Annotated in this window: 21 protein-coding genes; 9 read left to right on the forward strand and 12 right to left on the reverse strand. The window is 69.0% G+C overall.

Features of this window, described 5'->3' with window-relative positions; all coding sequences use genetic code 11:
• Nucleotides 1-3 precede the first annotated feature (3 nt).
• From ACJMKZ_RS14235 to ACJMKZ_RS14280, 10 genes are all read right to left on the reverse strand, one after another.
• Nucleotides 4-528, reverse strand: a complete 525-nt coding sequence (locus ACJMKZ_RS14235) for an ExbD/TolR family protein (RefSeq protein WP_405233865.1) — start codon at nucleotides 526-528, stop codon at nucleotides 4-6.
• Between the two features lie 3 nt (nucleotides 529-531).
• The gene (locus ACJMKZ_RS14240; RefSeq protein WP_405233866.1) at nucleotides 532-1,038 is read right to left on the reverse strand and encodes an ExbD/TolR family protein; all 507 of its coding nucleotides are present in this window, start codon (nucleotides 1,036-1,038) and stop codon (nucleotides 532-534) included.
• Nucleotides 1,035-1,682, reverse strand: coding sequence for a MotA/TolQ/ExbB proton channel family protein (locus tag ACJMKZ_RS14245; RefSeq protein ID WP_405234173.1), 648 nt, complete (start codon nucleotides 1,680-1,682; stop codon nucleotides 1,035-1,037). Before ACJMKZ_RS14245 ends, ACJMKZ_RS14240 begins: the two co-directional genes overlap by 4 nt.
• Nucleotides 1,683-1,726: 44 nt before the next feature.
• Entirely contained in the window at nucleotides 1,727-2,155 is a 429-nt protein-coding gene (locus ACJMKZ_RS14250; protein WP_405233867.1) for a hypothetical protein, read from the reverse strand.
• Complete coding sequence (locus tag ACJMKZ_RS14255) at nucleotides 2,155-2,820, reverse strand: tetratricopeptide repeat protein (RefSeq protein ID WP_405233868.1); 666 nt, start codon at nucleotides 2,818-2,820, stop codon at nucleotides 2,155-2,157. Before ACJMKZ_RS14255 ends, ACJMKZ_RS14250 begins: the two co-directional genes overlap by 1 nt.
• Nucleotides 2,798-5,599, reverse strand: coding sequence for a tetratricopeptide repeat protein (locus tag ACJMKZ_RS14260; RefSeq protein WP_405233869.1), 2,802 nt, complete (start codon nucleotides 5,597-5,599; stop codon nucleotides 2,798-2,800). Before ACJMKZ_RS14260 ends, ACJMKZ_RS14255 begins: the two co-directional genes overlap by 23 nt.
• Nucleotides 5,596-7,443, reverse strand: coding sequence for a tetratricopeptide repeat protein (locus ACJMKZ_RS14265; RefSeq protein WP_405233870.1), 1,848 nt, complete (start codon nucleotides 7,441-7,443; stop codon nucleotides 5,596-5,598). The genes ACJMKZ_RS14260 and ACJMKZ_RS14265 overlap by 4 nt, the downstream gene beginning before the upstream one ends.
• A gap of 7 nt (nucleotides 7,444-7,450) precedes the next feature.
• Complete coding sequence (locus tag ACJMKZ_RS14270; protein WP_405233871.1) at nucleotides 7,451-8,005, reverse strand: AraC family transcriptional regulator; 555 nt, start codon at nucleotides 8,003-8,005, stop codon at nucleotides 7,451-7,453.
• Between the two features lie 52 nt (nucleotides 8,006-8,057).
• The gene (locus ACJMKZ_RS14275) at nucleotides 8,058-8,543 is read right to left on the reverse strand and encodes a TlpA family protein disulfide reductase (protein WP_405233872.1); all 486 of its coding nucleotides are present in this window, start codon (nucleotides 8,541-8,543) and stop codon (nucleotides 8,058-8,060) included.
• 390 nt (nucleotides 8,544-8,933) lie between these two features.
• The gene (locus ACJMKZ_RS14280; protein WP_405233873.1) at nucleotides 8,934-9,971 is read right to left on the reverse strand and encodes an FAD:protein FMN transferase; all 1,038 of its coding nucleotides are present in this window, start codon (nucleotides 9,969-9,971) and stop codon (nucleotides 8,934-8,936) included.
• On the opposite strand from ACJMKZ_RS14280, the gene ACJMKZ_RS14285 reads away from it, so the two are divergent.
• The 3 genes from ACJMKZ_RS14285 (at nucleotide 9,970) to ACJMKZ_RS14295 (ending at nucleotide 13,554) form a co-directional block, all read left to right on the forward strand.
• Nucleotides 9,970-10,560, forward strand: coding sequence for a LemA family protein (locus tag ACJMKZ_RS14285; protein WP_405223081.1), 591 nt, complete (start codon nucleotides 9,970-9,972; stop codon nucleotides 10,558-10,560). The two genes, ACJMKZ_RS14280 and ACJMKZ_RS14285, sit on opposite strands and share 2 nt — an antisense overlap.
• Before the next feature lie 35 nt (nucleotides 10,561-10,595).
• Nucleotides 10,596-12,533, forward strand: a complete 1,938-nt coding sequence (locus ACJMKZ_RS14290; protein WP_405233874.1) for a M48 family metallopeptidase — start codon at nucleotides 10,596-10,598, stop codon at nucleotides 12,531-12,533.
• Nucleotides 12,534-12,678: 145 nt separating this feature from the next.
• A complete protein-coding gene (locus ACJMKZ_RS14295) occupies nucleotides 12,679-13,554 on the forward strand; it encodes a lipid-binding SYLF domain-containing protein (RefSeq protein ID WP_405233875.1) in 876 nt (291 codons plus the stop codon).
• Nucleotides 13,555-13,647: 93 nt separating this feature from the next.
• On the opposite strand, the gene ACJMKZ_RS14300 is transcribed toward ACJMKZ_RS14295, so the two are convergent.
• Nucleotides 13,648-14,115, reverse strand: coding sequence for an EexN family lipoprotein (locus tag ACJMKZ_RS14300; protein WP_405233876.1), 468 nt, complete (start codon nucleotides 14,113-14,115; stop codon nucleotides 13,648-13,650).
• A 218-nt stretch (nucleotides 14,116-14,333) separates the two neighbouring features.
• Between ACJMKZ_RS14300 and ACJMKZ_RS14305 the strand changes: the two genes are divergently transcribed.
• Nucleotides 14,334-16,223: an MFS transporter gene (locus ACJMKZ_RS14305; RefSeq protein ID WP_405233877.1), complete on the forward strand. Its 1,890-nt coding sequence runs from the start codon at nucleotides 14,334-14,336 to the stop codon at nucleotides 16,221-16,223.
• Here the strand turns inward: ACJMKZ_RS14305 and ACJMKZ_RS14310 are convergent.
• Nucleotides 16,168-20,235 carry an AAA-like domain-containing protein gene (locus tag ACJMKZ_RS14310; RefSeq protein WP_405233878.1) on the reverse strand — a complete coding sequence of 1,356 codons (4,068 nt, stop codon included), beginning with the start codon at nucleotides 20,233-20,235 and terminating at the stop codon, nucleotides 16,168-16,170. The genes ACJMKZ_RS14305 and ACJMKZ_RS14310 overlap by 56 nt on opposite strands.
• A gap of 120 nt (nucleotides 20,236-20,355) precedes the next feature.
• Here ACJMKZ_RS14310 and ACJMKZ_RS14315 point away from each other — a divergent pair, with 120 nt between their 5' ends.
• From ACJMKZ_RS14315 to aceK, 5 genes are all read left to right on the forward strand, one after another.
• Entirely contained in the window at nucleotides 20,356-21,024 is a 669-nt protein-coding gene (locus ACJMKZ_RS14315; RefSeq protein ID WP_405233879.1) for a serine/threonine protein kinase, read from the forward strand.
• A 63-nt stretch (nucleotides 21,025-21,087) separates the two neighbouring features.
• On the forward strand, nucleotides 21,088-21,342 hold the full coding sequence (locus ACJMKZ_RS14320) for a hypothetical protein (protein WP_405233880.1): 255 nt from the start codon (nucleotides 21,088-21,090) through the stop codon (nucleotides 21,340-21,342).
• Entirely contained in the window at nucleotides 21,342-23,456 is a 2,115-nt protein-coding gene (locus ACJMKZ_RS14325) for a TonB-dependent receptor (RefSeq protein ID WP_405233881.1), read from the forward strand. The genes ACJMKZ_RS14320 and ACJMKZ_RS14325 overlap by 1 nt, the downstream gene beginning before the upstream one ends.
• Before the next feature lie 108 nt (nucleotides 23,457-23,564).
• Complete coding sequence (gene icd, locus ACJMKZ_RS14330) at nucleotides 23,565-24,863, forward strand: NADP-dependent isocitrate dehydrogenase (RefSeq protein ID WP_405233882.1); 1,299 nt, start codon at nucleotides 23,565-23,567, stop codon at nucleotides 24,861-24,863.
• Between the two features lie 20 nt (nucleotides 24,864-24,883).
• Entirely contained in the window at nucleotides 24,884-26,644 is a 1,761-nt protein-coding gene (aceK, locus tag ACJMKZ_RS14335; RefSeq protein ID WP_405233883.1) for a bifunctional isocitrate dehydrogenase kinase/phosphatase, read from the forward strand.
• Nucleotides 26,645-26,716 lie beyond the last annotated feature (72 nt).

Below are 26,716 nucleotides of genomic sequence, written 5' to 3' on the forward strand. Positions count from 1 at the left end.
CCCTCAGGCGCCCTCGCCCACCATGGCGAGTTGTTCGGACGGCTTCTGCAGCACCGCCAGCGAGATGCGGCCATAGTCCGCATCGCTGCACGTACGCATCACCCGCTTCAGCAGACTGTAGGAGATGTCCCGGTCACCCATGATCGTGACCTGACGCTGGGCGATATCCTCTTCCGCCGTTTTCCTCAGTACGCGGTCGTTCTGTGACTGGAGGGCCGCTTTCAACGGCGCGATCACGTGCTCCTTCTGCGCCATGGCCTCCTCGATCGTGATCACCGGCGTTCCCTGCACGAGGATCTCCGTCTCTGAGACGAGGATCACCACCGTCTCTTCCGCCTTCTCCTCGGCGATGGATTCCGGTAGCTGTACGTCCCTGGCGTTCGGCAACACCTCCACCTCGCTGGAGTTCACCAGCAGGAAGAACACGAGAATGGTGAAGATGTCCATCAACGAAACCAGGTTGAGGCCCTTCGAGTCCTTATAGCGCTTGTGGCGCCGGTCCATGCGTTTGGCGCGATCGGAATGCATCGGTCAGGCTCCTTCCTGGCGGGCCACGGCGTCGCCGATGGCGATCTCGGGGAACAGCTCGGCCTTGACGAGACTGCCGCCGCGCACCTGCTCGGCTACGCGGACCTTGTCGATCACCTGCACGATGACGTCGTAGGAGATGTCCGGCTCCAGCAGCAGGGTCGCATCCAGCTTCTCGGGGAAGCGCGCCTTGATCTGCTGCAGCTTCTCGGCCATCGCCAGAAGGTCGTAGCCCTCGTCGGTGTTGGGGATACGCGATAGCAGGCCCTGGTTGCGGTCACCGATCTCGATCATGTCCGTGCGCACGGTGATCTCCAGCGTCAGCGTCTGCTGGGGTTCGGCGGCGGCCCCGGAAGAGGAGCCCGGCAGGTTCAGTTCCAGAACCGCCAGTCGCGAGAACACCGCCGTAATCAGCAGGAACGGCACCAGGATCACCATCAGGTTCATGAACGCGGTGATGTTGAGCTCCGCCGTCTCGATGTGACGCCGGGGCCTGCGGTTGCGGATCATGCTGCCTCCGTGCCCTTGCCTTCGCGCTCCGTGATGGCATTCAGGAATTTCACCGAGGCCATCTCCAGACTGTCGACGATCTTGTTCGTCTTCGTCTGCAGCACCGTGTGGATGAGCAGCAGCGGGATGGCCACCATCAGGCCGAATGCCGTCGTGTTCATCGCCACCGAGATGCTCGCCGACAGCATGTCCGCCTTCTCGGCCGGGTTGGCGTTGGCCACCGCCGTGAAGGCGCGAATCAGGCCGATGATGGTGCCGAGCAGGCCGAGCAGCGTGGCGATGTTCGCCAGCGTCGCCAGGTAGTGGGTACGCTGCTCGAGTCGTGGCAGCACCTCCATCATGCTCTCCTCCATGGCCTTCTCGATGTCGTCCCGGCGGCGGGCCGAGCGTATGCGATACAGGCCGTAGGTGAGGATGGTGCCGATAGCCGCCTTGGACTTACTGGTCAGCTCCACCGCCTTCTGGAAGTTGCCGGCCTTGAGATAGGGCACGATCTTGTTCCAGAGCTGACGGTTGGAAGCACCGGAATAGGTAAGATACAGATACCGCTCGATGGCGATCGCCATACCGATCGCGAACACGATCAGGATGGGGTACATGAATTCGCCCCCGTCCTGGAAAAAACGCACTACGGCGCCGAACATATCCATTTGATTGCTCCTCTAGTAATCAAACTTGTAATCAAACGTCATTGCGAACTGCCGGCATCGCTGCCGGACTCATCGCCGGCCTCCGGGCCGGCATACAGGTTCTGGTAGTAGCCCACCTGGCGGAGGAAGACCTCCCTGTCCACGGGTGCGAGCACCTCGTCCAGGAGGCTGTTGACCGGGCGGCCGACCAGGTCGCCGAGGTCGGATGTCTTCCACGGGACGATGTAGAGCACCTTCGGCAGCTCCCGGTTGCCGGTGATCTCGGTGCGCTCCAGGTCCAGTTCGTCCATCACCCGTGCCTCGCCGCGGACCGGCGGCGCCGGCGTCTCCGTCGACAGCGCCTCACCCGACACGGCCGGCTCCACCGCGTCCCGCTCGTCGCTCTCTTGCGCGCCGAGGGGGGCGAATGCGGGGGCGGCCAGCAGGAACAGCACCGGCAGCAGGCGCATGGCGGGCGCACAGCGCATCAGTCGGCCCTCGCCGACTGGGTCTCGATGCCGAGACGCCGCCTGATATCCACTATCCACATCGCCACCCTGTCGTCGCCTCCACTGGTGAGCGCCTGGTACTTCTCGTAATGGATCAGCGCCGTTTCCGGGCTGCCCAGATACAGGTCGTTGAGTACGCCGAGATTGAAGTGTGCCAACGGGTACCCGGGATCCGCTGTGACGGCTTTCAAATAAGCGGCCTCCGCTTCCGCGAAGCGCCCGGCCTCCCGGTGCATGACGCCGAGCTGATTCAGGGCCGGCGCATAGGCCTGGTCGAGCTCCAGCGCCCGGTCGAGAGCCGCCCTGGCCTCGTCGGGCCGGTCGTCGCGGCGGCAGACGATGGCGAGGTTCGTCCAGGCGCCCGGATAGGCCGGGTTGGCGTCGACGAAGCGGCGCAGCAGGGCCTCTGCGCCCTCCAGGTCACCGGCCTCGAGCAGCGCCACGGCCTTGTCGTAATCGGCCCTGACTGCCGCGGCGACCTCGGCTTCCGGATCCGCCGACACCTCGTCGACGGCACGCTTCCCGCCGCCGGTGCCGGCGCAGCCGGCCGCCAGCGCCGCCATTGCCACCATGCCGGCCAGCAGCGCCAGGCGCGGCCAGCGGCGGCGGATGGCGCCCGCTTCAGTAAAGGCCCGGTAACGCATCTTCCGTTTTCTCCGCTTTCGCATAACGCGCCGGCATCAGCGCCGCCAGCTCCTCGAAGCTGCGGCGCACCCATTCGTCGTAGACGCCGTCGGTCGCGCGGGCAGCGTTGACCTCGTGCAGCTCGATGGACTTCTCCTCGAACGGGAACGCCTGCTCCTCCAGCAGGATCTCGTATTGCTCGAGTTCGAGTTCGTCCAGTCCCGCCGGCCGCTCGGAGTCCAGCAGGTCCTTGCTGAACCGGTGGTAGACCTCCGCGATGCGGAAGGTCGCCGCCGTCGTCACCTCGGCGACGCCGTAGTCGGCCGCCCTGCCGTAGGCGGCCAGCAGCTCTTCCATCATGGCCTTCTTGGCCGCCAGGCTCTCCTTCAGGGGATGGGTTAGCGGCACGGCGGCGAAGGAGCGCCGCTTCGGTTCGGCGAGTTCGAGCGAAGCCTTCGCCGCCAGGAACCTCGTGCGCTCCGTGCGCTCCTCGCCGGCGCCGGCGTCCGCGGTGACAATGGCCTCCAGCCAGCGCTGGCGGGCGCCCGCATCGCCGGTTTCCCTGGCCAGGTCGGCGAGTCGCCGGCGTGCCTCCAACGCCTCGGCCACCGGCGCAGGGAAACGCGCGACGACATCCTCGAGCACGGCGCGCTCCTCGGCGGTGCTGCCGGTCTCCTGGTAGAGGTCGGCAGCCTGCCACAGGGCCTCGCGCTGCAGCTGCGGCGCCGTCGAGCCGGCGACGGCGATGCGGCGGAACTCGTCCGCCGCGCGCGCCTTGCGGCCCGACTCCATGTACACGACGGCGAGCCGGCGGGTCACCTCGTCGGCGCGGCCGCTGTCGGGATAATCGCGCCGGAAAGTCTCGAGGACGCGCGCAGCCCGGTCCCAGGCCTGCATGGCGATCAGGACCGCCGCCGCATCGTACTCCGCCGTCTCGCGGATCGAGGCCGCGGGCACGACGGTACCGACGCGCAGGAAGTGCCCGACGGCCGCCTCCTGCTCACCCGCCTCGCGAGCGATCTCGCCCTGCTTGTAGATGGATGAGGCGATGCGCGTGCGTATCTCCGCCACGGCCTCGGTATCCTGCGGATCGGTGCGCGCCCGCAGCTCCAGGTACGCGCTCTCCGCCTCCGCATAGCGGCCCAGGTCGAAGCGGGAGTGGGCCAGCACCCGCCAGGCCGTCTCCTCGAGCGCGGGGTCGACCGGCGGCATCTTCGCCACCACATCGCCGGCCACGGCGATGGCCTCCTCGAAACGACCCTGGCCGAACAGGTCCTCGGCCACCGTGGTCAGGACCGCGCCCGTGTCGGGGTGGGCCGGGAAGGTATCGGCGAAGCGCAGCGCGCTCGCGAGATAGCGCTCGTGCCAGGCGACGCGGGCTTCCGCCTGCAGGCCATCCTCGTGGCGGCGATACGCCAGCAGCGCGGCATAGCCCGCTTCGGCGGCCCGCTCATGGAAGGCATAGCCGTAGGCGGTCGCTTCGTAGGCGTCCGTGGCGGCCTGATAATCGCCGCTCTCGTACAGGATTTCCGCCAGCAGGAAATGGGTCTTCGCCGAGTCCTCCTCACCGGGGAAGAAATCGAGGTACTTGCGGTACCAGCGCGCCGCCCGCTGGTAGTCCACGGTCTCGCCCTCCTCCTGGGCACGGGCGTGGTAGTAGCGTGCGAGGTCGGTGAGGCTGGACTTCACGTAGCCGACCACCGCCTCCTGATCGCCGCGCTCGCGACCGGCCCACCAGGGCGTATCCATGCCGTAGCGCTCGACGAACTCCTCCTTGGCTTCCAGCACGAGGCTGGGGAAACCGCCCACCCGGTAGGCGTCCACCACCCGCACCAGCAGGTGTGGCGCGCGGTCATGCAGGGTGTCGCGCTCGACGAAGGCGCGGTATGTGGCCGCGGCATCGTCGTAGCGCTCCTTCTCCAGGTAGAGGTCGCCCAGATTCTCGTAGATTGCGTAGGTGTAATGCGGCGCCTCCTGATCGTCGAGGTAGGCATCGATGCTCTCCGCGCCATCCATGTAGGAGAACGTGATGGACAGCACGCGGAAGGTGTCGGCCACCAGTTCGCGTTCGGCGCGGCTCAGCCCGCTCAGCATCGCCTCCCGGTCCGCCGCACCGGGGGCGACCTTCAGGTCCAGCAGGCCGAAGAACGGCTCGAGGCTCTCCTCGTGCAGCGCCAGCTTGAAACGACTCCAGCCGAGCTTGTACAGCGCCTGCTGATAGAACCCGGTGTCGGTGCCCGCCGCCGCCAGGATGCGGTAGGCATCCTCGGCTTCCGCGTAACGCTTCAGGACGAACAGCATCTCGCCGCGGCGGAACTGGGCTTCGTGGAAGTGCGCGGTGTCCGGCCAGGCGGTCACGAGCTCATCCAGCACGACCAGCGCCTCTTCCTGGCGGCCGGCGCTCTCGTAGGCCCGCGCGAGCTGGTAGAGCACCAGGTCGTTGCGGGCGTAGTCGGGATAGGTCTCGAGCAGCTTGCCGTACAGCTCGATGGCATTGTCGTAGCCCAGCCGCTCGATGGCCTCCGCATTCGCGGTCAGCTCCGCGGCCTCCGTGGCCTCCAGCTCGAGATCGGCCAGCCGGCGCATGGCCTCGGCCTTCAGCGGATCGTCGTCGGCGAGCTCGAGGAAGCGCCGGTAGTTCTCGCGGGCGAGGCGGTTGCTGTCCGGAATGGACCCGGCGGGCTCCACCTCGACCCGCTGCTCCTCGAGGCTGCCTATCGTGTCCTCGTCCGACGGCTCGTCGGCGCCGAAGGGCCAGAGCCAGCTCAGCGCGATCAGGCTGATGGCTGCGCCGTTCACGGCGTCTCCCTTAGCTGGGCGGCGCGATCGTAAATGGAGGCGAGCGCGAAGCGCGCCTGCACCGTGTAGGTGGCCATGCGGCCCTTCTGTGCCTCCAGCTCACGCACCGAGATGCGCCTGAGGTAGGCCTCCTGACGATCGGCGAGATCGGCCAGGCGGGCCAGCAGAGCATCGATGCGCGGTGAGAGACTGTCGATGCGCGAGCGGAAACCTGCCAGGGTCTGCGGCCCGTCGACTCGGGCCTGCTCGACGTTCTGGCGTGAGCGCCGGCCTTCGGCCAGCGCGCGCTCCAGATCGCGCAGGTTCTTGCGCTGACGCCAGACGCGGGCCTTGAAATGCTTGTCCAGGTCCCAGGCCAGCACACCGCGCATCAGGCGCAGCTTCGCGGCGGCGTCCCGGGCCTCCGGCAGGTCCGCTTCCAGGGCGGGGGTCGCCGACAGCGTCCGCACCTCCTGCCAGAGGTCGTGTTCCCGGGGGGTCGCCAGGGCCAGCGTGTCGCGCTCCTCCACGATGCGGTTCAGGCGGGACTCCAGTTCCCGGCGGCGCTGATCGATCGCGTCCAGGTCGGCGTCAGCGAGCGCCTGCTCCACCCGGGGCAGGCGGCTGGCATAGGCGAGCCCGCGGGTCTCCAGCATATGGTCGAATACGACGACGCTGTCCTTCCAGTCCAGCAGATTACGCTGCAGGAAGCGCAGATCGCGGTAATTCTTCAGCGCCTCCTGGAACTCGTGGCTGGCGAGCAGATGGAGCAGGTAACGGTTCTCCGTGGTCGCGGGCAGTGCGTCGAGCTTCCAGTACCAGCCCATCTGGTCGCCGGGGTCGGCGGCCAGCAGCGTGTCGATCATCTCGCCGCGGCGGATGCGTTCGATGGCGCCGTCGATGCGGGACGACTCGGCCTCGAAGGCCTCGATGGCTCCCAGGTAGTGCTCCGCGGCCCGGGCATTGGCGCCCAGCATGCCGTAGGCGTAGGGCACGGCCAGCAGCGACTCCTGCACGGCGGGATCCAGCAGGTTCCGCGAGCGCAGCTCCAGCCACGGCACCAGCGCGCGCTCGAATTCCGCATCCGCCGAATCGGCCCAGCCCGTGCCCAGCAGCGCCTTGTTGGAGAACGGGCCCTGCAGGCGCACCCGCTCCAGCACCGGCCGGGAGGCCTCCGGGCGCTCGTCCTGCAGATAACTGTAGCCCAGCGCGACGTTCGCCTTGTCCCGCAGGCTCCTCAGCTCCTCGCTGTCGGCCGTGGTGCGCCCGACCTCGTCGAGCAGCGCGGCGCCCTCCGCCAGCTGACCGTTGCGGACCAGCGCAACGCCCAGGTTGTAGCGGGCATAGGCCAGCCAGTCGCCGGGGCCGCGCCAGTCCGCGAGCTTGTCGATGACTTCCGGGTAGCGCTCCTGGCCCATCAGCACCTGGGCGGCCAGCATGCGGCGCTCGGCCTCCAGCTCTTCCGGCAACGCGTCACGGATCTCCGCCAGCGCCAGTTCGGCGTCACGGTGATAGCCACGCTGGAAGCGGATCTTGGCCAGGAAGAACCACGTCCGGTCCCGGATCGACGGATCGGTGCTCTCGGCCAGCAGCCGCTCGAAGATTAGCGACGCCTCCTCGTGCTGGCCGTAGGAAAGGTAGAGCCCCCCGCGCAGGAGTTCCGCCTCGGCGGCATGATCCGCCACCAGCCCGCGCTCCTCCGCGGCGGTCAGATGCACCAGCGCGGTGAAATAGTCCTGCTGATAGAAATGGAAAAGGACCTCGCCGTAATGCGGGTCCTCCACGGTGACCGGTCCCTGCTCTGTGACGGCGGCCGCCGGCAGCAACAGGGCCGCCGCGGCGGCCAGGAATTTTCGCCCGGCCACCAAATCCCTACTCCCACTCGGCGACGACGAACTCGGGCTGTTGCTTGTGCTGGCGGTCCGAGATCTTGAGTTCCATGTATTTGGCGCCGATGCCTTTCTCGAACACGAGGTCCGCACCGCGTCGGTAGTCCCGGCCATGGGGACCCTTGCCGCTGAAGAACGCCACCAGTTCGTGCTCGCCCACCTTGAGATTGCCCACGTGGATGCGGTGCACGCCGCCCCGGCGCAACGCCTCGGCCTCGCGTTCGGTGTAAAGATAGTTGGCGACCTCCTTGCCGTTCACCTCCAGGCTCACGGACTCCACCTCGAAGAAGGTGCCGACGTCGAGAGAGACGAACATCGCCACCTGGGAGTTGGCCGGGAACAGGAGGTCTTCTTCCAGCAGGAAGAGCTCCCGGTTGAGATCCAGCACCTCTTTCTTCAGCGACTGGACCTGCTGGTCGAGGCTGCGGAATTCCTGCTCGTCGCCGGTGTCGGCGGCATCGGCGGCATCGGCGGAAAGCACATGGGCGTTGATCCCGGTGATCACCAGCAGCAGCAGGGGGAAAAGCAATCGTCTCACTGTCCTGACTCCGGGCGCCGCGGCGCCTGTTCGCGACCGGTTCCGTGCGCCGTCATTCGCGCAGCAGCGTGCGGACCTGGTCCAGGTAATACTCTTCGTAGCCGGGCTTGTAGCCGTAGTGCGTGTAGCGGACCACGCCTTCGCGATCGAGGATCACGGTGACCGGCATCGCCTCCACCCGATACAGCTCGCTCACTTCCTTGCGGTCGTCGAACAGCACCGGGAAGCTGATGCCGAGCTCCTCGGCCATCTCCATGGCACGGCGCGGATCATCGTCGATGTTCACGCCGAGCAGCTGGAAGCCCACCCGCTCGTAGCGGCCGTAGAGTTCGTCGAGCAGCGGCATCTCCTGGCGGCACGGCCCGCACCAGGTGGCCCAGAAGTTGATCATGACGACCTCGCCCCGGTACTCGGACAGGCGCAGGTTCTCGCCGTCCAGGCTCGTCAGGGCGAAGTCGGGCGCCTGCTGGCCGTCGAGCGCACCCTTGCTGGCCAGCGCCGGCGTAGCGGCGAACGCCACGAGCAGCAGGGCAGCCAAAGATCTCCTTATCTCCATCACGGACTCCTTACTGGACTGATTGCACGGGCGGCAGGCCCGTACGGATTACACGGGCGGCAGCCCGTCGGCGACCGGACATAATGGTCGCAGCGCCGGCACGTAAGCAGCCGTGATGCCTGTCACAGTACCGTCAGGCCTGCTTTCGGGCAGTAAACGGGGTGGCTCTGTAACGGGCAGCGACGGCCGCCGCAGAGATCCGTAGCAAATGGCGTGCCAGGCGCGGCGGGACGCGGTTTATCAGGGACTTAGCGGCGGGGCGCCGGCCGGCAGGAGGCGCCGGTGTCGGCGGCAGCGGACAGGCCCCGAAGACGGCCAGGTAAGACCATGAAAATCATGGCTTTTTCCTGTCGCCGAAAGGCGACGCCGGTGTCACCCCGGCGGGGCCAGCCCCGCGGTGTAATGCATGTGCCCGCCGGCATCGATCACGATGGCCTCGTAGCCGGGCAACTGCTCGATCAGGGCGAGACCGCGCTCGACGCCGAGCACGAACACGGAGGTGGACAGCGCGTCCGTCAGCACGCCGTCCGGCCCCACCACGGTCGCGCTGTAGACGCCTCGTGCCGGCTCGCCGGTGGCGGGTGAGAGGATGTGGTGGTAACGGACGCCATCCTCCTCAAAGTAGCGCTCGTAGTCGCCGGAGGTGGAGATGGCCTCGTCCACCAGCGGCAGACGCACGGCCACGCCCTCCGCGGAGCGGGGATCGCGCACGCCCACCACCCAGGGTTCCCCGCCGCGGTCGCCCAGCAGGCGGGAGTCTCCGCCCGCCGTAACGATGGCATGACGGTAACCCGCCTCGGCGATCACGGCGACGGCGCGCTCCACGGCGTAGCCCTTGGCGATGCCGCCCAGATTGATACGCACGCCCTCCCGCTGGAAGCGGATCGCATCGTCCTCCGGCACGAGCGTGACCAGGCGGTAGTCCAGGAGCCCGATCTCCGCCTCGATAGTGCCGGCGTCGGGCCGCCTGCCGGCGCGGTAGTCGTAGTGCTGCCCGACGCTGTCGTAGGTGATGTCGAAGGCGCCGTCGGTCAGGCGCGATACCCGTAAAGCCGTCTCGATCAGGCCGTAGAGCTCCGCGCCTGCCGGCACCGGCCGCTCGGCCGCATCGCGGTTGATCTCGGAGATGCGGCTGTCGTCGATATAGGTACTCATGAGCTGCTCGATGCGGTCGATCTCGGCAATCGCCGCATCCACCGCGGCGGCGGCGGCCTGCTGCGACGCCTCGCCGTCCTCGTGCCAGAGCCGGACGCTGACGCGCGTGCCCATCATCGCCTCGCTGCGGTCCAGCCAGGCCGCCGCGGCCGGCTGGGCAAAGGCGAGGCAGGCCAGCAGGCACCAAAGCGCTGGTCCTGCCGTGCCGCGATGGGTATGCTCGGGCCCCGGGACTGTTGCGGAGAGCCCGTCCATGTCTGGATTCCTCATATTCCTCGGCCTGATCGTCGTTGTCGCCGTCTTCGGCATCGGCATCTACAACCGGCTCGTCAACTCGCGTAACCGGGTGAAGAATGCCTTCGCGCAGATCGACGTCCAGCTCACGCGCCGTTACGACCTGATACCGAACCTCGTCGAGTCGGTGAAAGGTTACATGAAACACGAGCGTGAGACCCTCGAGGCCGTCATCAGTGCCCGCAACGCCGCCGCCTCCGGGCTGACAGCGGCGAAGGCCGACCCCGCCAACGCCGACGCCATCAAGCAACTTGCGGCCGCCGAGGCGACGCTGGGCGGCGCGCTCGGACGCCTGTTCGCCCTGGCCGAGGCCTATCCGGACCTGAAGGCCAACGAGAACATGCTGCGCTTCCAGGAAGAACTCGCCAGCACCGAGAACAAGGTGGCCTTTGCCCGCCAGGCCTTCAACGACGCGGTGCTCACCTACAACAACACCCGCGAGAACTTCCCGAACAACATCGTCGCCGGCATGTTCCGCTTCGAGCCGGCTTCCTTCCTGGACATCGAGTCCGAGGAGAAGCGCACGGTGCCGGAGGTCTCGTTCACCTGATGAGCGGGAGCGGCGCCGCCCGCTGAGTAACCGCCGTGAACTTCTTCGAGGCCCAGGACCGCAGCCGGCGCACCAGCCGCTGGCTCGTGGCGGTCTTCCTGCTCGCCACCGCCGCCATCATCGCGGCGGTGACCCTGATCGTGGCCGCCGCGCTCGCCCTGATGCAACCCGAAGGCGCCGCCGGCCTGATCTACGGCGGCCGACTGTCCGCGAACGCCGGCCTGCTCGGCACCGTCGCGCTGGCCACGGGCGGTGTGATCGGCCTGGCGAGCCTGTATCGCACGGCAAGGCTCTCCGACGGCGGCGGCCAGGTGGCGCGCGAACTCGGCGCGACGCCGGTACCCACCGACGTGCAGGAGCCGCTGCGGCTGCGCCTGCGCAACGTCGTGGAGGAGATGGCGATCGCCTCCGGAGTGCCGGTGCCCGAAATCTACGTCCTCGAGGAGGAGCCGGGCATCAACGCCTTCGCGGCCGGCTTCAACCCGGGCGATGCGGCGATCGCCGTCACGCGCGGCACGCTCGAGACGCTGGACAGGGACGAGTTGCAGGGCGTGGTCGCCCACGAATTCAGCCACATCCTGAACGGCGACATGCGTCTGAATATCCGCCTCATGGGGCTGCTGTTCGGCATCCTCGCCATCGCGCTGGCCGGCCGCATGGTGCTGCGGGGCACCCGCCACGTGCGCCTGAGCGGACGCTCCGGGCGGGGCGGCGCGCCGGTCGTGCTCGTCATCGGCGTGGGGCTGTTCCTCATCGGTTCCATCGGTGTGATGTTCGCCCGCCTCATCAAGGCGGGCGTCTCCCGCCAGCGGGAGTATCTGGCGGATGCCTCGGCGGTGCAGTTCACCCGCCAGACGCAGGGCATCGCCGGCGCGCTGAAGAAGATCGCGGCGGCAAGCGCCGGTTCGCGTTTCCGCGCCGCCGACCCCGAGGAGGTGAGCCACATGCTGTTCGCCTTCGGCGGCCGGTCGTTCACCCGCCTGATGGCCACCCATCCGCCGCTCGAGCAGCGCATCCTCGCCCTCGATCCGTCCTTCGACCCGGACAGCCTGGCCGACATTGCAGCGGGCGAAGTCGCCGCCGACGAAGAGGGCCGGGTAGCCGGTATCGCGGCGGGAGCGGCCGGCGCCGCGGAAGTACCCCTGGATGCCGAGCGCATCACCGCGAGCATCGGCAATCCGGGTGACGAGCAGGTGGCGTTCGCTGGCCGCCTGCGGCGCACGATCCCGGAAGAGGTGCACCACGCGGCACGCTCCCGCGACGGCGCCGTGCTGCTGGCGCTGGCGCTGGTCCTGCATGCCGAGCCGGCGGCGAGACAACGCCAGCTCGCACTGCTGCAGAGCCGTATCGGCGAGGCGCGCACCCGGCGGGTGGAGAGGCTGCACGAGGACTGCGCCGCCCTGGGTCCCCTCTACCGCCTGCCCCTGCTCGAACTCGCCTTCCCGGCCCTGAAGGATCGGCCGCAGGCTCAGCTCGCCTTCCTGGTCGAACTCGGCGAGGAATTGACCACCCTCGACGGCGCACTCGATTTCTACGAGTACTGCTTCACCCGGACACTGCGTGGACACCTGTCCGAGGCCCTGGCGCCCCGCGCGGAGGCACGGCGGGACGGCACGGACATCGACCGCCGGAACGCGCGCACCGCGGTGCAGCGACTGCTCGCCACGGTGGCGGCGCACGGCGCGCGCAACGAGGAGGCAAGCCGGCGCGCCTACGAGGCGGGTGTCGCCACGCTGGACGGCGACTGGCCGCCCTATCGTCCGCTGTCCGAGTGGCAGCGGGAACTGGACGCCTCGCTGCAGATTCTGCGCCATCTCTCCGGCCGGGCCCGGCGGCGCGTGGTCGTCGCACTGATCGCCGTGATCCGCCACGACCGGCGCACCACCCTGGCCGAAGCGGAACTCCTGCGTGCCGTCTGCGCCATGCTGGATTGCCCCCTGCCGCCGCTGGCCGCGGAGGTGGCGGAGCACTGAGACCGGCCGGATCGCCGCTCGGCGAAATCGCGTATCATTCGCATCATAATGCCACTTCGATAACCACTTCGGACCCGAGCCGCGGCCCCCTGCGGGAGGCCGCCGCCGAAAGACCCGAACAGCGAATCAGAGAGCGAGCGAGCCAATGAGAATCCCGATGACCGCCTGGCTGTGCGCGGCCGTCCTGCTGGCCGGCGCCGCCCAGGCCGAGACGCCGGAAGAACAGCGCCTGATCAACGCGACCGAAGTCCTGGAGCAGCTGGCCGCCATCCCCGAGGACGGCATCCCGCCGGCGCTGCTCGGCAGCGCCTACGGCGTGGCCGTCATCCCGGACGTACTGAAGGTGGGCCTCGTCGTCGGCGCCCGATGGGGCAAGGGTGTCCTGGTGGTGCGTCAGCCCGACGGCCAGTGGAGCCAGCCGAGTTTCATCACCGTCACCGGCGGCAGCGTCGGCTGGCAGGCGGGCGCGCAGTCCTCGGATCTGATCCTGGTCTTCAAGAACCGCCGCGGGGTCGAGGGCATCACCAATGGGAAGCTGACCCTGGGCGCCGACGCTTCGGTGGCAGCCGGGCCGGTGGGCCGCTACACCTCCGCCAGCACCGACATCCGCCTCCGCTCGGAGGTATATTCCTATTCACGCACCCGGGGGCTGTTCCTGGGCGTGGCCGTCGACGGCGCCTCGCTCGGCATCGACCAGTCCGCCAATGCCGCATTCTACGCGACGCCGGGCGTCAGCGCGGAGTCCATCTTCTCGGCCGACGGCGTCACCGCCCCCGTGCAGGCGCGACGCTTCGTCGCCACCCTCACCCGCCTGACGCCCGAGGACGGCACGGCGCTGCCGCCGCCGGCGCAGGAGCCGGGCAATGACGGCGGACGGGCACCGGCGCCAGAAGGGCCGGATGGACCGGAACCCGAAGTGCGCACCTATGGCATCGGGGACGGCGCCGGTGAGCCGCCGCCGCCCGAGCAGGAGCCGGAGACGTTCGAACCGATCGAACCCGACGAACAAACCCGAGAATAAAGCCGGGAATAAACCCAAACGGCGTCAGCGCCGACGGCAAAATCATCAACGAGGCAGGCGGGCCGACCGAGCGGCGGCGGATTCGCGTGCCGCTCAGCCGTCCCCGCGCTGATCGTCCGCGGCAGCGGGGTCGTCGTCAGGCAATTCCCCTGCCGGCATCCCGCCGGGCTCGCCGGGCACAGTCTCACCGCCCGGCGCAGTGGCACCGCCCTCGATCAATTGCCGCAGCAGCTCAGCCTCCTCGGCCCGGCGCTCGGCTTCCTCGGCACGCTGGCGGGCCTCGTCGGCCGCACGCTGCAGCGCCCGCAGCTCCTCCAGCTTGCGCTGGGACTGGGCCTCCAGTTTGCGCAGCCTCTCCTGCTCCTCTTCCACCGAGATGCGGTGTGCCGCCTCCCTGGCGTTCTGGCATTCCGGGTCGCGCAGCGTGCGGGTGCGATCGGCATTGCAGCGGGCCAGCGTCGCGTCGAGGGCGATCGGGTCGTCGAGGAAGTCGGCCGTGGTCCGTGGCGGGGGCTCGGGCACGCAGCCGGCCGCCGCCAGGGCGGCGACGAGGAATAGCACTTTGCAGATACGCGGATTCACTGGACTACGGATCTCTGCCCGGCGGCACGAAACGCGAAAAATACTACCATGCAGGGCCGACCCGTCCCGTGACGCAGGTCCCGCCCCTGCCATCACCCAATACCGTCACACGATACCGTCACACAATACCGTCGGTTACCATTGTCCGACGTCGCCACGACCGCCGCCCCGGCAGGGGGCATTGCCGGGGGAGCACCATGGCGGAGTCTGCTCGAAGCCAGTTCGATCTGCTGCGGGAACGCCGGTTCCTGCCATTCTTCGTCACCCAGTTCCTCGGCGCGCTGAACGACAACGTACTGCGTAACGGGCTGATTTTCCTCCTCACTTTCCATGCGGTGAGCATCGCGGGGCTGGCGCCCTCGCTGGCGGTCAACCTGAGCGCCGCGCTGTTCATCCTGCCGTTCTTCCTGTTCTCCGCCCTCGCCGGGCAGCTCGCCGACAAGTACGACAAGGCACTGCTCATGCGCCGGGTGAAGCTCGCCGAGATCGCCCTGATGCTGCTCGCCGCCTTCGCCGTCACCGCCGCCCACGGCGGCGCCCTGCTGGCGCTCGTCTTCCTGATGGGACTGCAATCCACGATGTTCGGTCCCGTGAAGTACTCGATCCTGCCCCAGACCCTCACGGAGAGAGAGATTGTCGGCGGCAACGCACTGGTGGAGGGCGGCACCTATCTGGCCATCATCCTGGGACTCGCGATCGGCGGGCTCGCCGTCGCGGCCGGCGGCCCGGGGTCGGTGCTGCTCGCACTGCTGCTGCTCGTCTTCGCGGTGGCGGGCTATGCCGCCTCACGTTTCATCCCGGAGGCGCCGCCGCCGGAACCGGACCTGGTGCTGCGCTGGAATCCGTTCACCGAGACGCTGCGCATCATGCGTTTCGCGGGCGAGGAGCGCAGCGTGCTGCTCGCCATTCTCGGCATCTCCTGGTTCTGGAGCTTCGGTTTCGTCGTCCTCTCGGAACTGCCAGTCTACGCCGCGGAGATCCTGCGCGGCGACCCGGGCGTCGCCACGGTGCTGCTGGTGGCCTTCGCCGTCGGCATCGCCCTCGGCGCGCTGCTGTGCGAGCGGCTGTCCGGGCGCCGTATCGAGCTGGGTCTGGTGCCGATCGGCGCGCTGGGTCTCACGGTGTTCGCACTCGACGTGTACCTGGCGCACCCGACAGCGGTGACGGGGCAGCAGGCCGGCGTCGTCGCCACCTTCGCCCGGGAGGGCACCCTGCGCATCTTCGTCGACTTCCTGCTGCTGGGCGTGTTCGGCGGCCTGTTCAGCGTACCCCTTTACGCACTGATGCAGGAGCGCAGTGCCGAGCGGCACCGCTCGCGGGTCATCGCCGCCAACAACATCATCAACGCCCTGTTCATGGTGCTCGCCGCCGCCCTGGCCCTGGCCGCGCTCGCAGCAGGCCTGACGCTGCCGGGGCTTTTCCTCGTGCTCGCCGCGGTGAACGCCCTGGTGGCGGCGTATCTCTGCGTCACGCTGCCGGAATTCCTGCTGCGCGTCTCCGCCTGGCTGCTGGTCCACGTGATGTACCGGGTGCGGGTGCGGGGGCTCGAACACATCCCGGAGACCGGGCCGGCGGTGCTCGCCTGCAACCACGTCAGCTTCGTGGATGCGCTGATCATCGGCGGACTGGTGCGGCGGCCGGTGCGTTTCGTGATGCACCACCGCATATTCGCGGTGCCGGTGCTGTCCTACCTATTCCGTGCCGCCCGCGCCATCCCCATCGCCTCGCGCCGGGACGACGAGGCGCTGCTCGAGGCCGCCTACCGCGCCATCGACGACGAACTGGCCGCCGGCCACCTCATCTGCCTATTCCCGGAGGGCGCCCTGACACCGGACGGCCGCATCGGCGAATTCCGCCCGGGCATCGAGCGCATCCTGGCCATGCGGCCGGTGCCGGTCGTGCCGATGGCGCTGCGGGGTCTCTGGGACAGCTGGTTCAGCCGTCGGGGCGGACGCGCGCTGCTGAAGAGACCGCGTCGTTTCCGCGCCCCGGTCGAACTGCAGGCGGCCGCGCCCCTGCCGCCCGGGCGGGTCACGGCCCGGGGACTGGAGATGGTCGTTCGGGCCCTGCGGGGACCGGCTCGCTGACCAGGGCCGTGCCCGCCCGCAGACGGTCCCGCCACTGCTCCACCAGCACGGCCGACTCGCCCTGCAGCGGCGCCACGTCCGCCGCACCGAAGTCCACGCCCACCGGCCGCGGTGCGCCGTAGCCTGCCAGCACGCGCACCCTCTCGCCGTCATCGCCCGGCAGGCTCATCCCGCCGCGGATGACCGTGGCGGGCAGCAAACGGGCGGACTCCGGGAGCAATTGGAAAACGGACAGGCGGTAGCGATGCAGCCAGTGGCCGCTGCGGGCGACGAGATGGTCGCCGTCCGCGCTGAACGCCAGCGAGGTCGCCGCTCCCGGCAACGGATCCGCCGCGCCCTTCAGCTGGCGATCGGCCATGTCCAGCAGCTGCAGCGCGCCCTCGGCCGTGGCGACGGCGAGGATGCCGCCGTCGCGGGTGGGCGCCAGGGCCGTGACCGGCCCGCCGACGCCGGTCAGACGCTCCATCCGATCGTCCCCGGCCAGCCGCCACACGCTGCCCGATGCATCGCCGAACAGGAATCCCTCGCCCGCCGGCAGGCTTTCGACCGTCGTGATGCGGGCACCCGGCTGACGCTCCGACAGCAGGGTGCCATCCCGCGCGTCCCAGATCCGCAGATGGGGTCCGGCGATAACCACCACCCGACGGCCGTCGGCGGAGACCGCCAGCGCGCTGACCGGGTGGGCGCTCGGCTGCAGCGCGATGAACTCCCTCGGTTCGCCGGCCTCTGCGTCCCAGACCCGCAGGCTGCCGTCGACGGCAGCACTGGCGAGCACGCTGCCGTCACGGCTGAATGCGGCGCAGCAGACGGCGCGGGCATGGCCGAAGTAGTCGACCTGCTCTGCCGCCCGCTCGTCGGCACCGCCCTCGTCGCTGCCATTGCCAATGCCATTGCTCTGGTCATCGCCGATCGCCTGCAGCCGCAGGCTGCCGTCGCGGGTACCGATGGCGATGGTCCGGCCGTCCGGAGACAGCGCGACGCTCGTCACGACGCCCGACCCGCTGCTGCCGACGGCGGCCGGCCGGGGCAGCAGCCGCCACACACGCATCCAGCCCTCGCCCGGACTGCCGGTCAGTGCGAGCCGGTCCGCGTCCCGATGCGCGGCCCAGACCGGCTGGCCCGTCGCAAAGCCGCCCCTCAGCAGGGGCCCGGCCAGAGTCTCCAGATTCTCGCCGAGGAGACGGAAGCCGGACCCGGCCGACCCCACCAGCAGGCGGTCGCCGGTTTCGTCGAAACTCACCCGCCAGGGGCCCGGCCCCGGGAAGTTGCGCACCTGCCCCGCCCCCTCGTCACCCGCACGCCACAGCATCAGGCCGCCATCGGCGAGCTGCACGGCCAGGCGGCCGCCTCCGACGTCGAAGTCCAGAGCGACCGGTTGGCCCGGCGGATCGAGCTCCGCGGCGGGCTGTTCGTCACCGAATCGCCAGATGCGCACGGCGCGGTCGGGATCGGCGACGGCCACCATCCGGCCGCCGGGCGCGATCGCGATGGCGCCGTGGTCCACGCCGGCCGCGGTGACCCCGAGCTGCCGGCCTTCGATGAGATCGAAAGCCTCCACCGCCCGCTCGGGGCCGGCGCCCACCAGCGCCAGCATCTCGCCGTCCGGTGACAATGCACTCAGCGTGGCTTCGCGCCCCGTTCCCGGCAGCTCGGCCGGATCCCCGGTGGACAGGGTCCATGCCTCGATGCCGGCCGCACCGTGCACCAGGACGACCCGCTGATCCAGCACGAAGCCGATGATGCGGTCTTCCCGGGTGATCGGCAGCGTGGACACGGGACTCAGCGAGGCCAGATCCCAGACCCGGGCGGCCGCATCACCTGCCGGCGGCACGGCGATGGCGTAGCGCCCGGCGGGACCTAGGAACAACGCCGACGCGGATTCGGGTGTCGGATCCTCCAGCGGCAGCGGCGGTCCGGACGGCGATCCGTCGGCGCGGACGTCGCCAAAATCGAGACTCCACCCCTCCAGCGCGCCCGTGACGCCCGGCACCCGATCGGCGATGGACAGCGTCCAGGTACCGCCCCGCGGCTCGTCCGCCAGCGGCGCGAGCACGGCGCCCGCTTCCGCAGTGAAGCGATGGCGCAGCGGAGACGCACCGGCAAGACCCGGCTGGAAGGTCACGCTGCGGCCCGAGGGCGCGGTCAGCGTGATGCTGAGGTCGAAGGGACGGTCGTGATCGAGCTGGGCCTCGAGCACCAGGCCCGCGCCGGCCCTGCCCTCGGCCTGCACCTGGCGGCGGCTGACCGCCGGCAGGAACGCGAGCGCCGTGGCGTCCCAGGCAGGCTCGGCCACCGGCGGCAGGCGGTCGATACGCCAGGCATGCACGCTGTTGCCGCGCACGGCGATCAGCCGGCGCCCGTCCCGGTCGAGAACGGCCTGATCGAAGCCCCGCGGCACACGCAGCGTCGCGGCCAGCAGATCGTAGTCCGCGCCGATGAGCGCGGCCGCGCGCCGCCGGCGCTCCACGGTGGGCTCCACCAGCGAACGAAGCCTGGCCAGAAGGGCGGCGTCGCGCTCGTGGCGGAACTCGGCCGCCAGCGCCCTGCGGTCCCAGAATTCCGCCACCAGCTGGTCGGCCAGCGGCTCCGCGCCGGGCAGCGTCCGCAGCCAGTCATCGGCCGCCTCCACGGCGGTGACATCGGTCGCGCCCCGGCTCATGCGGGTGAGGTAGTCGAGGAACATGCGGTCCGCGCTGGCCCCGTGACCCGGCAGCCGGGAGAGGGTCTCCCAGGCCTGCCGTGCCTCCGGCAGGGTGGCGCCGGCGGAGGTCAGGACGGCGGTCCACGGTCGCGGCAGGAACTGGGTGTACCAGATCGGGATCAGTATGGTGAGCAGCACCGCCGCCGCCACCGTACTGATGCGCCGCCAGCGGAAAGGCAGCTGCTCGTTGGCCCAGCGCGCGGTGAATACCTGATGGTAAAGGCGGCTGCGTACGGCCAGCGTGCCGCCCCGGGTCGGCACCAGCAGGCCCTGGGAAATCAGACGCCTTTGTGCCGTGGACTCGGGGTCCAGGATGACCTTGCCGCCCTTGCGCACGCGGCCGTAGACCGCCAGGATCTCATCGTGCTCCTTGCGCGGCTCCGTCAGCGCATGGTGCAGGTAGCTGAGGTGGGGCTCGTTCCTCAGCGCCGACGGATTCAGGTACAGCCGGTAGACGAGCGCGTCGACGACGAACGCCGGGTCCTCGAGGTCGGCCTCGCGCATCTTCGCCCGGGCGACGGCACGGGCGAGTTTCTGCGTGAGATAGGGCTGACCGTTGGTCCAGAAGTGGATCCGCTCCAGCGCCTCCTTCGCCCGCGGCGGCGGCAGGCCGAGCGCAGGGCCGAACACGTCCAGCTGGTGCAGGCGGAAGTCGCGCAGCACCACCGGCTGGGCGACGGCGAAGGGCGAGTATTCCGAATCCGTCTCGAAGCCTTCCGGCACCCTCATCCCCAGCATGACGAAATTGAGCCGGGCCAGCCCCGGCTCCGCGGCCCGGGCATTGTGCGCAGCCCGGATGCTCGCCAGCAGCTGTTCGACGCCGGGGAAGTTGTCCAGGCACTGCATCTCGTCGATGAAGATGGTCACCGGTCCGCTCGTGCTCTCCAGGATGAGGTCCCAGTAGAGTTCCGTGAGCCGCTGCCGGTTGGTCAGCACGGCCTTGTCCTGCCACCATTCCTGCAGGTCCACCTTGAGACGGAGCTGACGGATCAGGCGGAAGGCGAAGCTGTAGAACCAGCGGCCCAGGTCGTCCGGCCGCTCCCGGGCGCCCACCTGGGTGAGATCGACGACCGCGACGTGGCGGCCCTCGCCGCGCAGCTCCTCGGCAAGCCGGGCCATCAGACTGGACTTGCCCATGTGGCGCGGCGCCATGACCTGGACGTATTCGCCGGCGCGCACCAGCCGTCCCAGTTCGCGGTCCGCGGCCCGGCGCACGTAACAGCCCCGGCCCGGCTGCACGGGCCCGCCGGCGACGAAGAAGCCGTCCAGGTCCCGGCGGCCGTCCTGTTTTTTCTTGCCCGGCTGGCTCATGGCACCCCGGCGGTTATCATGCGTCCACCGGCCCGTCCGGCGGACGGACCCGAGCGAGCCATTCTGGCCAAATCCCGCCGCGGGCGCTATCCCGCCGGCGGCTGACGGCGCCACGGAGCCATGGAAAGCACGGAATTACTGAAGAGCGATACCTTCGGCCGCGTCCTGCGGGTGCGCGACGACGCCGGACGCAACTGTATCCGGCGCGACGTCGGCGCGGCGCCCGTCTGGTCGCGCTGGCTGGCCCGCCGGCTCGCCCGGCGCGAGGCACGCGCGCTGGCCGTGCTGGCGGCCGTGCCGGGTACTCCGACCGTCCTGCGCGAAGGCCGCTGGGGCCTGGACCGGGAGTGGCTGGCCGGCCGCCCCATGCACGAGGCCCGGCCGCGGGATGCGCGCTACTTCCGCGAGGCCTTCCGGCTGCTGCGGCGGCTGCACCGTGCCGGAGTCGCCCACAACGACCTGGCCAAGGAGCCGAACTGGCTGGTGGACGACGACGGCATGCCGGCGCTGGTCGACTTCCAGCTGGCCTCCGTCAGCCGTCGCCGCGGCCCCCTGTTCCGCCTGCTGGCGCGGGAAGATCTGCGCCATTTCCTGAAGCACAAGCGCACCTATCGGCCCGAGGCGCTGACCGCCCGGGAGCGGCGCATCCTCGCCACGCCGGCCTGGACGTCACGCATCTGGATGGCCTCCGGCAAGCGCCTCTACCTGCTGGTCACCCGCCGCTGGCTGGGCTGGGCCGACCGCGAGGGCGCCGGCGACCGCCCGCCCGGCCCGGACGAGCGGCGGTGACGCGGCGCGCTAACCGTTATAATCCCGCCTCCGCCTGAACTGCGGGCCGAGCCGCGAGCCGTCATGGAATACGCCCATCGTCACAATCTCGTCGACAAGGACCGGGCCGGACAGGACCGCCCCTGGGGCATCCGCGTCACGCTGCCGCCCTCGGACCCGTTCAACAACCTGGTCGACGCCGACTGGGAGAAGGTCCACTGGTACGCCACCGAGCGCGAACGGGACGAGGCGCTGGAGCGCATGCGCACCCGCCACGGCTACTATCGCATCGGCGACGAGGTGAGCCTCATCTTCGAGAAGGTGGGGAAGCAGACCTGATGCCGCTCCGCGCCGGACACGGAGCCCGCGTCGCGCCGGTGCTCCTGCCGGCCGTCGCACTGTGCGCGGGCGCAGCAATGCCCGCGGCGGCGGAGACGACGACCGTTTCGATTCAGGAGATCGTGGTCACCGCCACCCGGCGGGACCAGCCGCTCATCACGGCGACCGGCAACGCCGCGCGGATCGAGGGCGAGGCGATCGAGGCGCTGGGGCACCACCACGTGCACGAACTGATGCTGGAGATGCCCGGCACCTGGATCAGCCGCGGCAGCGGTCAGGAGCACCTCACGGCCATCCGCTCGCCCGTCCTGACCGGCGCGGGCTCCTGCGGCGCGTTCCTGTTCCTCGAGGACGGTCTGCCCGTCCGCCCCACCGGCTTCTGCAACGTCAACCAGCTGTTCGAGGTGAACACGGAACAGGCCGGCGCGGTGGAGGTGGTGCGGGGTCCCGGCAGTGCCTTCTACGGCTCCAACGCACTGCACGGGCTGGTGAACGTCATCACGCCGGACCCGCGCAGCGACCGTCGCCGCGGCTTCAGCGCGGAAGCCGGGCCGAACGACTACCTGCGGGGCTCGGCGCGCTGGGCGGGCGGCGAGACCGCGCCCTGGGTGCTGCGGCTGCACGGCGAGGAAGACGGCGGCTTCCGCGAGGATTCCGGCTACGGGCAGGGCAAGCTGAACCTGAATGTGGTGACGCCGCTGGCCGGCCGCGACGTGCGCTGGTCGTTCGCTGCGACCCACCTGGAACAGGAGACCGCCGGTTACGTCCTCGGAGAAGATGCCTACGAAGACCCCGATCTCAACCGTACCAATCCCAACCCGGAGGCCTTCCGCAACGCCGACGCGCAGCGGCTCAGCACCCGCTGGACCGCCTTCAGCCGCGACGCGCTCGAGCTGGATCTCACCGCCTACGCCCGCCGCTCCGACATGGAATTCCTGCAGCACTTCCTGCCGGGACAGCCGCTGGAGGAGAACGGCCAGGTGAGCGCCGGCCTGAACGGCGTGCTCGATTTCACCGGCGGCAGCCTGCCGCTGCTCGCCGGCATCGACATGGAGTGGTCGGATGGCTACCTGCGCCAGACCCAGGACGGCCCGGTGCAGGACGGCCCGCCCTTCCTGGTCGAGACCCGGCCGCCTGGCAAGCAATACGACTACGAGGTGGCAGCCTGGTCGGCGGCGCCTTTCGTGCACTGGACGCCCACCATCGGCGAGCGGCTCACGCTGGAGCTCGGCCTGCGCCTCGAGCACCTCAGCTACGACTACGACAACCGCATGCTCGCGGGCAACACCCGGGACGACGGCACGCCCTGCGGCTTCGGCGGCTGCCTCTACACCCGTCCCGCCGATGGCAGCGACGATTTCACCAACCTCGCCCCGAAGCTCGGCTTCAACTACCGCCTGGACGCGGCACAGGCCGTGTTCGCCAATCTGCGCCGGGGCTTCCGCGCGCCCCAGGCCACCGAGCTCTATCGCCTGCAGAACGGCCAGGAAGTGGCCGACCTGGACAGCGAGCGCGTGGACAGCCTCGAACTCGGCTATCGCCGCCTGGGCGAGGCCGTCCGGCTGGAACTGGTCGGCTTCCTGATGGACAAGGAGGACAGCGTCCTCAGGGACGCCGAGGGCTTCAACGTGAGCGGCGGCGCCAGCCGGCACCTCGGCGTCGAGGTGAACTTCGACTGGCTGCTCACCGACAGGCTGAGCCTGTCGCTGGATGGCACCTGGACGCGCCAGACCTACCGCTTCGACCTCGTGGCCGACCGCGGCGAGACCTTCGTTTCCGGCAACCTGGTGGACACGGCCCCGCAGACGCTCGCCAACCTCAAGCTGCGCTGGGAGCCGGTGCCGGGCTACGCTTTCACCGCGGATCTGCGCCACCAGGGCAGCTACTACCTGGACGCCGAGAACGAACACCGCTATCCGGGCCACGAACTCCTGGACCTGGGCGCCGAGCTCGACCTCTCGCCCCGGCTCGGCCTGCGCGCCCGGCTGAACAACGTCACCGACCGGGAATACGCCGACCGCGCAGACTTCGCCTTCGGCAATTACCGCTATTTCCCGGGCCGCGGGCGGGAGCTTTACGTCGAGCTGGCCTGGCGGCTGGCGCCGGCCCGTTAGCGGGGTGGGACTGCCGCGGCCTATCCCTCATAATACGGGCATCGCGCGACGCCGGCGTCCGCCTCCGGGCGCCGCCGCCGGAACAACGACATCCAGAACGGAGACACCATGTCCGAACCAACACTGACACCGCCCCAGGGCGGCGAGAAGATCGTCAACGACAACGGCAACCTGCGCGTGCCGGACAATCCCATCATCCCCTACATCGAGGGTGACGGCACCGGTCCGGACATCTGGGCCGCCGCCGTGCGGGTCTTCGACGCGGCCGTGGAGAAGGCGTACGACGGCAAGCGCAAGATCCACTGGATGGAGATCTTCGCGGGCCAGAAGTCCAACGACCGCTACAACAGCTGGCTGCCGGAGAGCACGGTCGAGGCGTGCCGGGAGTACCTGGTCTCCATCAAGGGGCCGCTGACCACGCCCATCGGCGGCGGCATCCGCTCCCTGAACGTGGCGCTGCGCCAGCTGCTCGACCTCTACGTCTGCCTGCGGCCGGTGCGCTGGTTCAAGGGCGTGCCCTCGCCCGTGCGCAACCCCGCCGACGTCGACATGGCGATCTTTCGCGAGAACACGGAGGACATCTACGCCGGCATCGAGTTCCAGGAGGGCTCCGACGACAACGCCCGCTTCCTGCGTCTCTTCAAGGAGAACTTCCCGGCCGAGTACAACAAGATCCGCTTCCCCGAGACCTCGGGCATCGGCATCAAGCCGGTCTCGCGTGAGGGCACCGAGCGGCTCGTGCGGGCGGCGATCCAGTACGCCATCGATAACAAGCGCAAGAGCGTGACCTTCGTGCACAAGGGCAACATCATGAAGTTCACCGAGGGCGCCTTCCGCAACTGGGGCTACCGGCTGGCCGAGACCGAGTTCGCGGACCAGACCTACACCTGGGACCAGTACGACCGCACGAAGGCCGAGAAAGGCGGCGACGCAGCGAACGCGGAGCAGGAGGCGGCGCTGGCCGAGGGCCGCATCCTCATCAAGGACGCCATCGCCGACATCACCCTGCAGCAGGTGCTGACCCGGCCCGGGGAGTTCGACGTGATCGCCACCATGAACCTCAACGGCGACTACCTCTCGGACGCGCTGGCCGCCCAGGTCGGCGGCATCGGTATCGCGCCGGGCGGCAACATCAACTACGAGACCGGTCACGCCGTGTTCGAGGCCACCCACGGCACCGCGCCGAAGTACGCGGGGCAGGACAAGGTGAATCCGGGCTCGCTGATCCTCTCCGGCGAGATGATGCTGCGCCATCTCGGCTGGGAGGAAGCCGCCGACAAGATCATCCAGGCCATGGACGCGACCATCGGCTCCAAGACGGTCACCTACGACTTCGCCCGCCTCAAGGAAGGCGCCACCGAGGTGAAGTGCAGCGAATTCGCCACGGCGATGATCGGCAACATGTAAGCCGACGGATCGCGTCGATCTTGAGCGCCGACGACAACGCCTCCACGATGGCCGCCGATACGGCGGAGTACATCGTGGAGGCGTTCCTGCATTACAACCGGGAATTCCGCCTGATCACCCAGCGCGCACGCGGGCGGTTCGAGCGGCGGGAGTGGGCCGCGGGACAGAAGGACGCGGCCGAGCGCATCGACCTCTACGACAAGATCGTCAACGGTACCGTCTCCGAGCTGAAGGGGAAGCTCGACGATCGGGCGCAGGACCGGGAACTCTGGGCCGCCATCAAGGAACACTATGCCCGGATGATCCTCGAGTATCCGGACTCGGAGTTCTTCAAGACCTTCTTCAGCTCCATCACCCGGCGCATCTTCGCCACCATCGGCGTGGACCCGGCCGTGGAGTTCATCGCGCTGGACGTCGAGCCGACCGAGCACCTGCTGGACGGCATCCAGCGCCGCGTCTACAAGAACCGGGGTGCGCTCGACTTCGTCTTCGACGAGGTGCTGTCGGATTACAGCTTCTCGGTCCCTTTCCGCGACCGGGAGCGCACCATCAACTACATCACGCTGGAGGTGAACGCCTTCCGCGAGTCGCACGGGCCCAATGCGCGGATCCGCCGCATCGAATTGCTCGAGCCCGTCTTCTACCAGGGCACGCGGGCCTATCTGGTCGGGCGCATCCAGGGCAACGACTGGTGGTCGCCGCTGGTGATCGCGCTGAAGAACACCGACGAGGGCATCTACGCCGACGCGGTGATCCTGTCCGAGAACGACGTCAGCATGCTGTTCGGCTTCACCCGCAGCTATTTCCACGTGGACCTGGAGGTGGTGGGGGCGACGGTCGCCATGCTGAAGTCCATGCTGCCGCAAAAGCCGATCGCCGAGATCTACACGGTGCTGGGCCGGGCGAAGCAGGGTAAGACGGAGCGATATCGCAGTTTCTTCCACCACCTCGAGCAGTCGGACGACCTGTTCGTGCGGGCGCGGGGCGACAAGGGCATGGTGATGGAGGTGTTCACGCTGCCCTCCTACGACATCGTGTTCAAGATAATCAAGGATCGTTTCGCGTTTCCGAAGACGACGGTGCGCAAGGACGTGCTGGAAAAGTATCAGCTGGTGTTCAAGCACGACCGGGCCGGGCGGCTGGTGGACGCGCAGGAATTCCGCCAGCTGGAATTCGGCAAGCACCGCTTCGAGCAGTCGCTGCTGGAGGATCTGCTGACCGGCTGCGCGGATACCTGCCGGATCGAGGGCGACGATCTGATCGTGGAGCACGCCTACATCGAGCGTCGGCTCACGCCGCTGAATCTCTACGTGCAGGAAGCGGAATACGACGACGCGCTGCGGGCGGTCATCGACTACGGCCAGGCCATACGGGATCTGGCCTTCAGCAATATCTTCGCCGGCGACCTGCTGCTGAAGAACTTCGGCGTCACCCGCCACGGCCGGGTGATCTTCTACGACTACGACGAGCTGTGCCTGGTCACCGAGGCGAATTTCCGCAACATGCCGACGCCGCGGGACGACATGGAGGAGATGCAGTCGGGTGCCTGGTTCTATGTGGGCCCGAACGACGTCTTCCCGGAGCAGTTCATCGAATTCTTGGGTCTGAAGCCCGACTACCGGGAGGCGTTCATGGAGCACCACTCCGAGCTGCTGCAGGCGGAGTGGTGGATCGGCGTGCAAAAGCGCCTGAAGGCCGGCGAGATCATCGAGGTGGTGCCCTACTCGCCGCGCAGCTGGGCCGACCACCGCGGCCCAGGCCTCTACGCCCTGCGTCACTAAGGTGCCGGACCGAACTTTTTAAACTTTTGAAACTTATTCCTGTTGGCAGTCCATAGGCGGCTGCCGCTATTG

The organism is Lentisalinibacter salinarum (assembly GCF_040706555.1).
In the GTDB taxonomy this organism is placed as follows: Bacteria; Pseudomonadota; Gammaproteobacteria; order Steroidobacterales; family Woeseiaceae; genus Lentisalinibacter; species Lentisalinibacter salinarum.

Coding starts and splice junctions, on each gene's coding strand:
- ACJMKZ_RS14285 (WP_405223081.1), top strand. CDS start 9,970: ATGTCTGGATTCCTCATATTCCTCGGCCTGATCGTCGTTGTCGCCGTC.
- ACJMKZ_RS14315 (WP_405233879.1), top strand. CDS start 20,356: ATGGAAAGCACGGAATTACTGAAGAGCGATACCTTCGGCCGCGTCCTG.
- icd (WP_405233882.1), top strand. CDS start 23,565: ATGTCCGAACCAACACTGACACCGCCCCAGGGCGGCGAGAAGATCGTC.
- ACJMKZ_RS14280 (WP_405233873.1), bottom strand. CDS start 9,971: ATGGACGGGCTCTCCGCAACAGTCCCGGGGCCCGAGCATACCCATCGC.
- ACJMKZ_RS14295 (WP_405233875.1), top strand. CDS start 12,679: ATGAGAATCCCGATGACCGCCTGGCTGTGCGCGGCCGTCCTGCTGGCC.
- ACJMKZ_RS14245 (WP_405234173.1), bottom strand. CDS start 1,682: ATGTTCGGCGCCGTAGTGCGTTTTTTCCAGGACGGGGGCGAATTCATG.
- ACJMKZ_RS14325 (WP_405233881.1), top strand. CDS start 21,342: ATGCCGCTCCGCGCCGGACACGGAGCCCGCGTCGCGCCGGTGCTCCTG.
- ACJMKZ_RS14250 (WP_405233867.1), bottom strand. CDS start 2,155: ATGCGCTGTGCGCCCGCCATGCGCCTGCTGCCGGTGCTGTTCCTGCTG.
- ACJMKZ_RS14240 (WP_405233866.1), bottom strand. CDS start 1,038: ATGATCCGCAACCGCAGGCCCCGGCGTCACATCGAGACGGCGGAGCTC.
- ACJMKZ_RS14255 (WP_405233868.1), bottom strand. CDS start 2,820: ATGCGTTACCGGGCCTTTACTGAAGCGGGCGCCATCCGCCGCCGCTGG.
- ACJMKZ_RS14310 (WP_405233878.1), bottom strand. CDS start 20,235: ATGAGCCAGCCGGGCAAGAAAAAACAGGACGGCCGCCGGGACCTGGAC.
- ACJMKZ_RS14235 (WP_405233865.1), bottom strand. CDS start 528: ATGCATTCCGATCGCGCCAAACGCATGGACCGGCGCCACAAGCGCTAT.
- ACJMKZ_RS14305 (WP_405233877.1), top strand. CDS start 14,334: ATGGCGGAGTCTGCTCGAAGCCAGTTCGATCTGCTGCGGGAACGCCGG.
- ACJMKZ_RS14320 (WP_405233880.1), top strand. CDS start 21,088: ATGGAATACGCCCATCGTCACAATCTCGTCGACAAGGACCGGGCCGGA.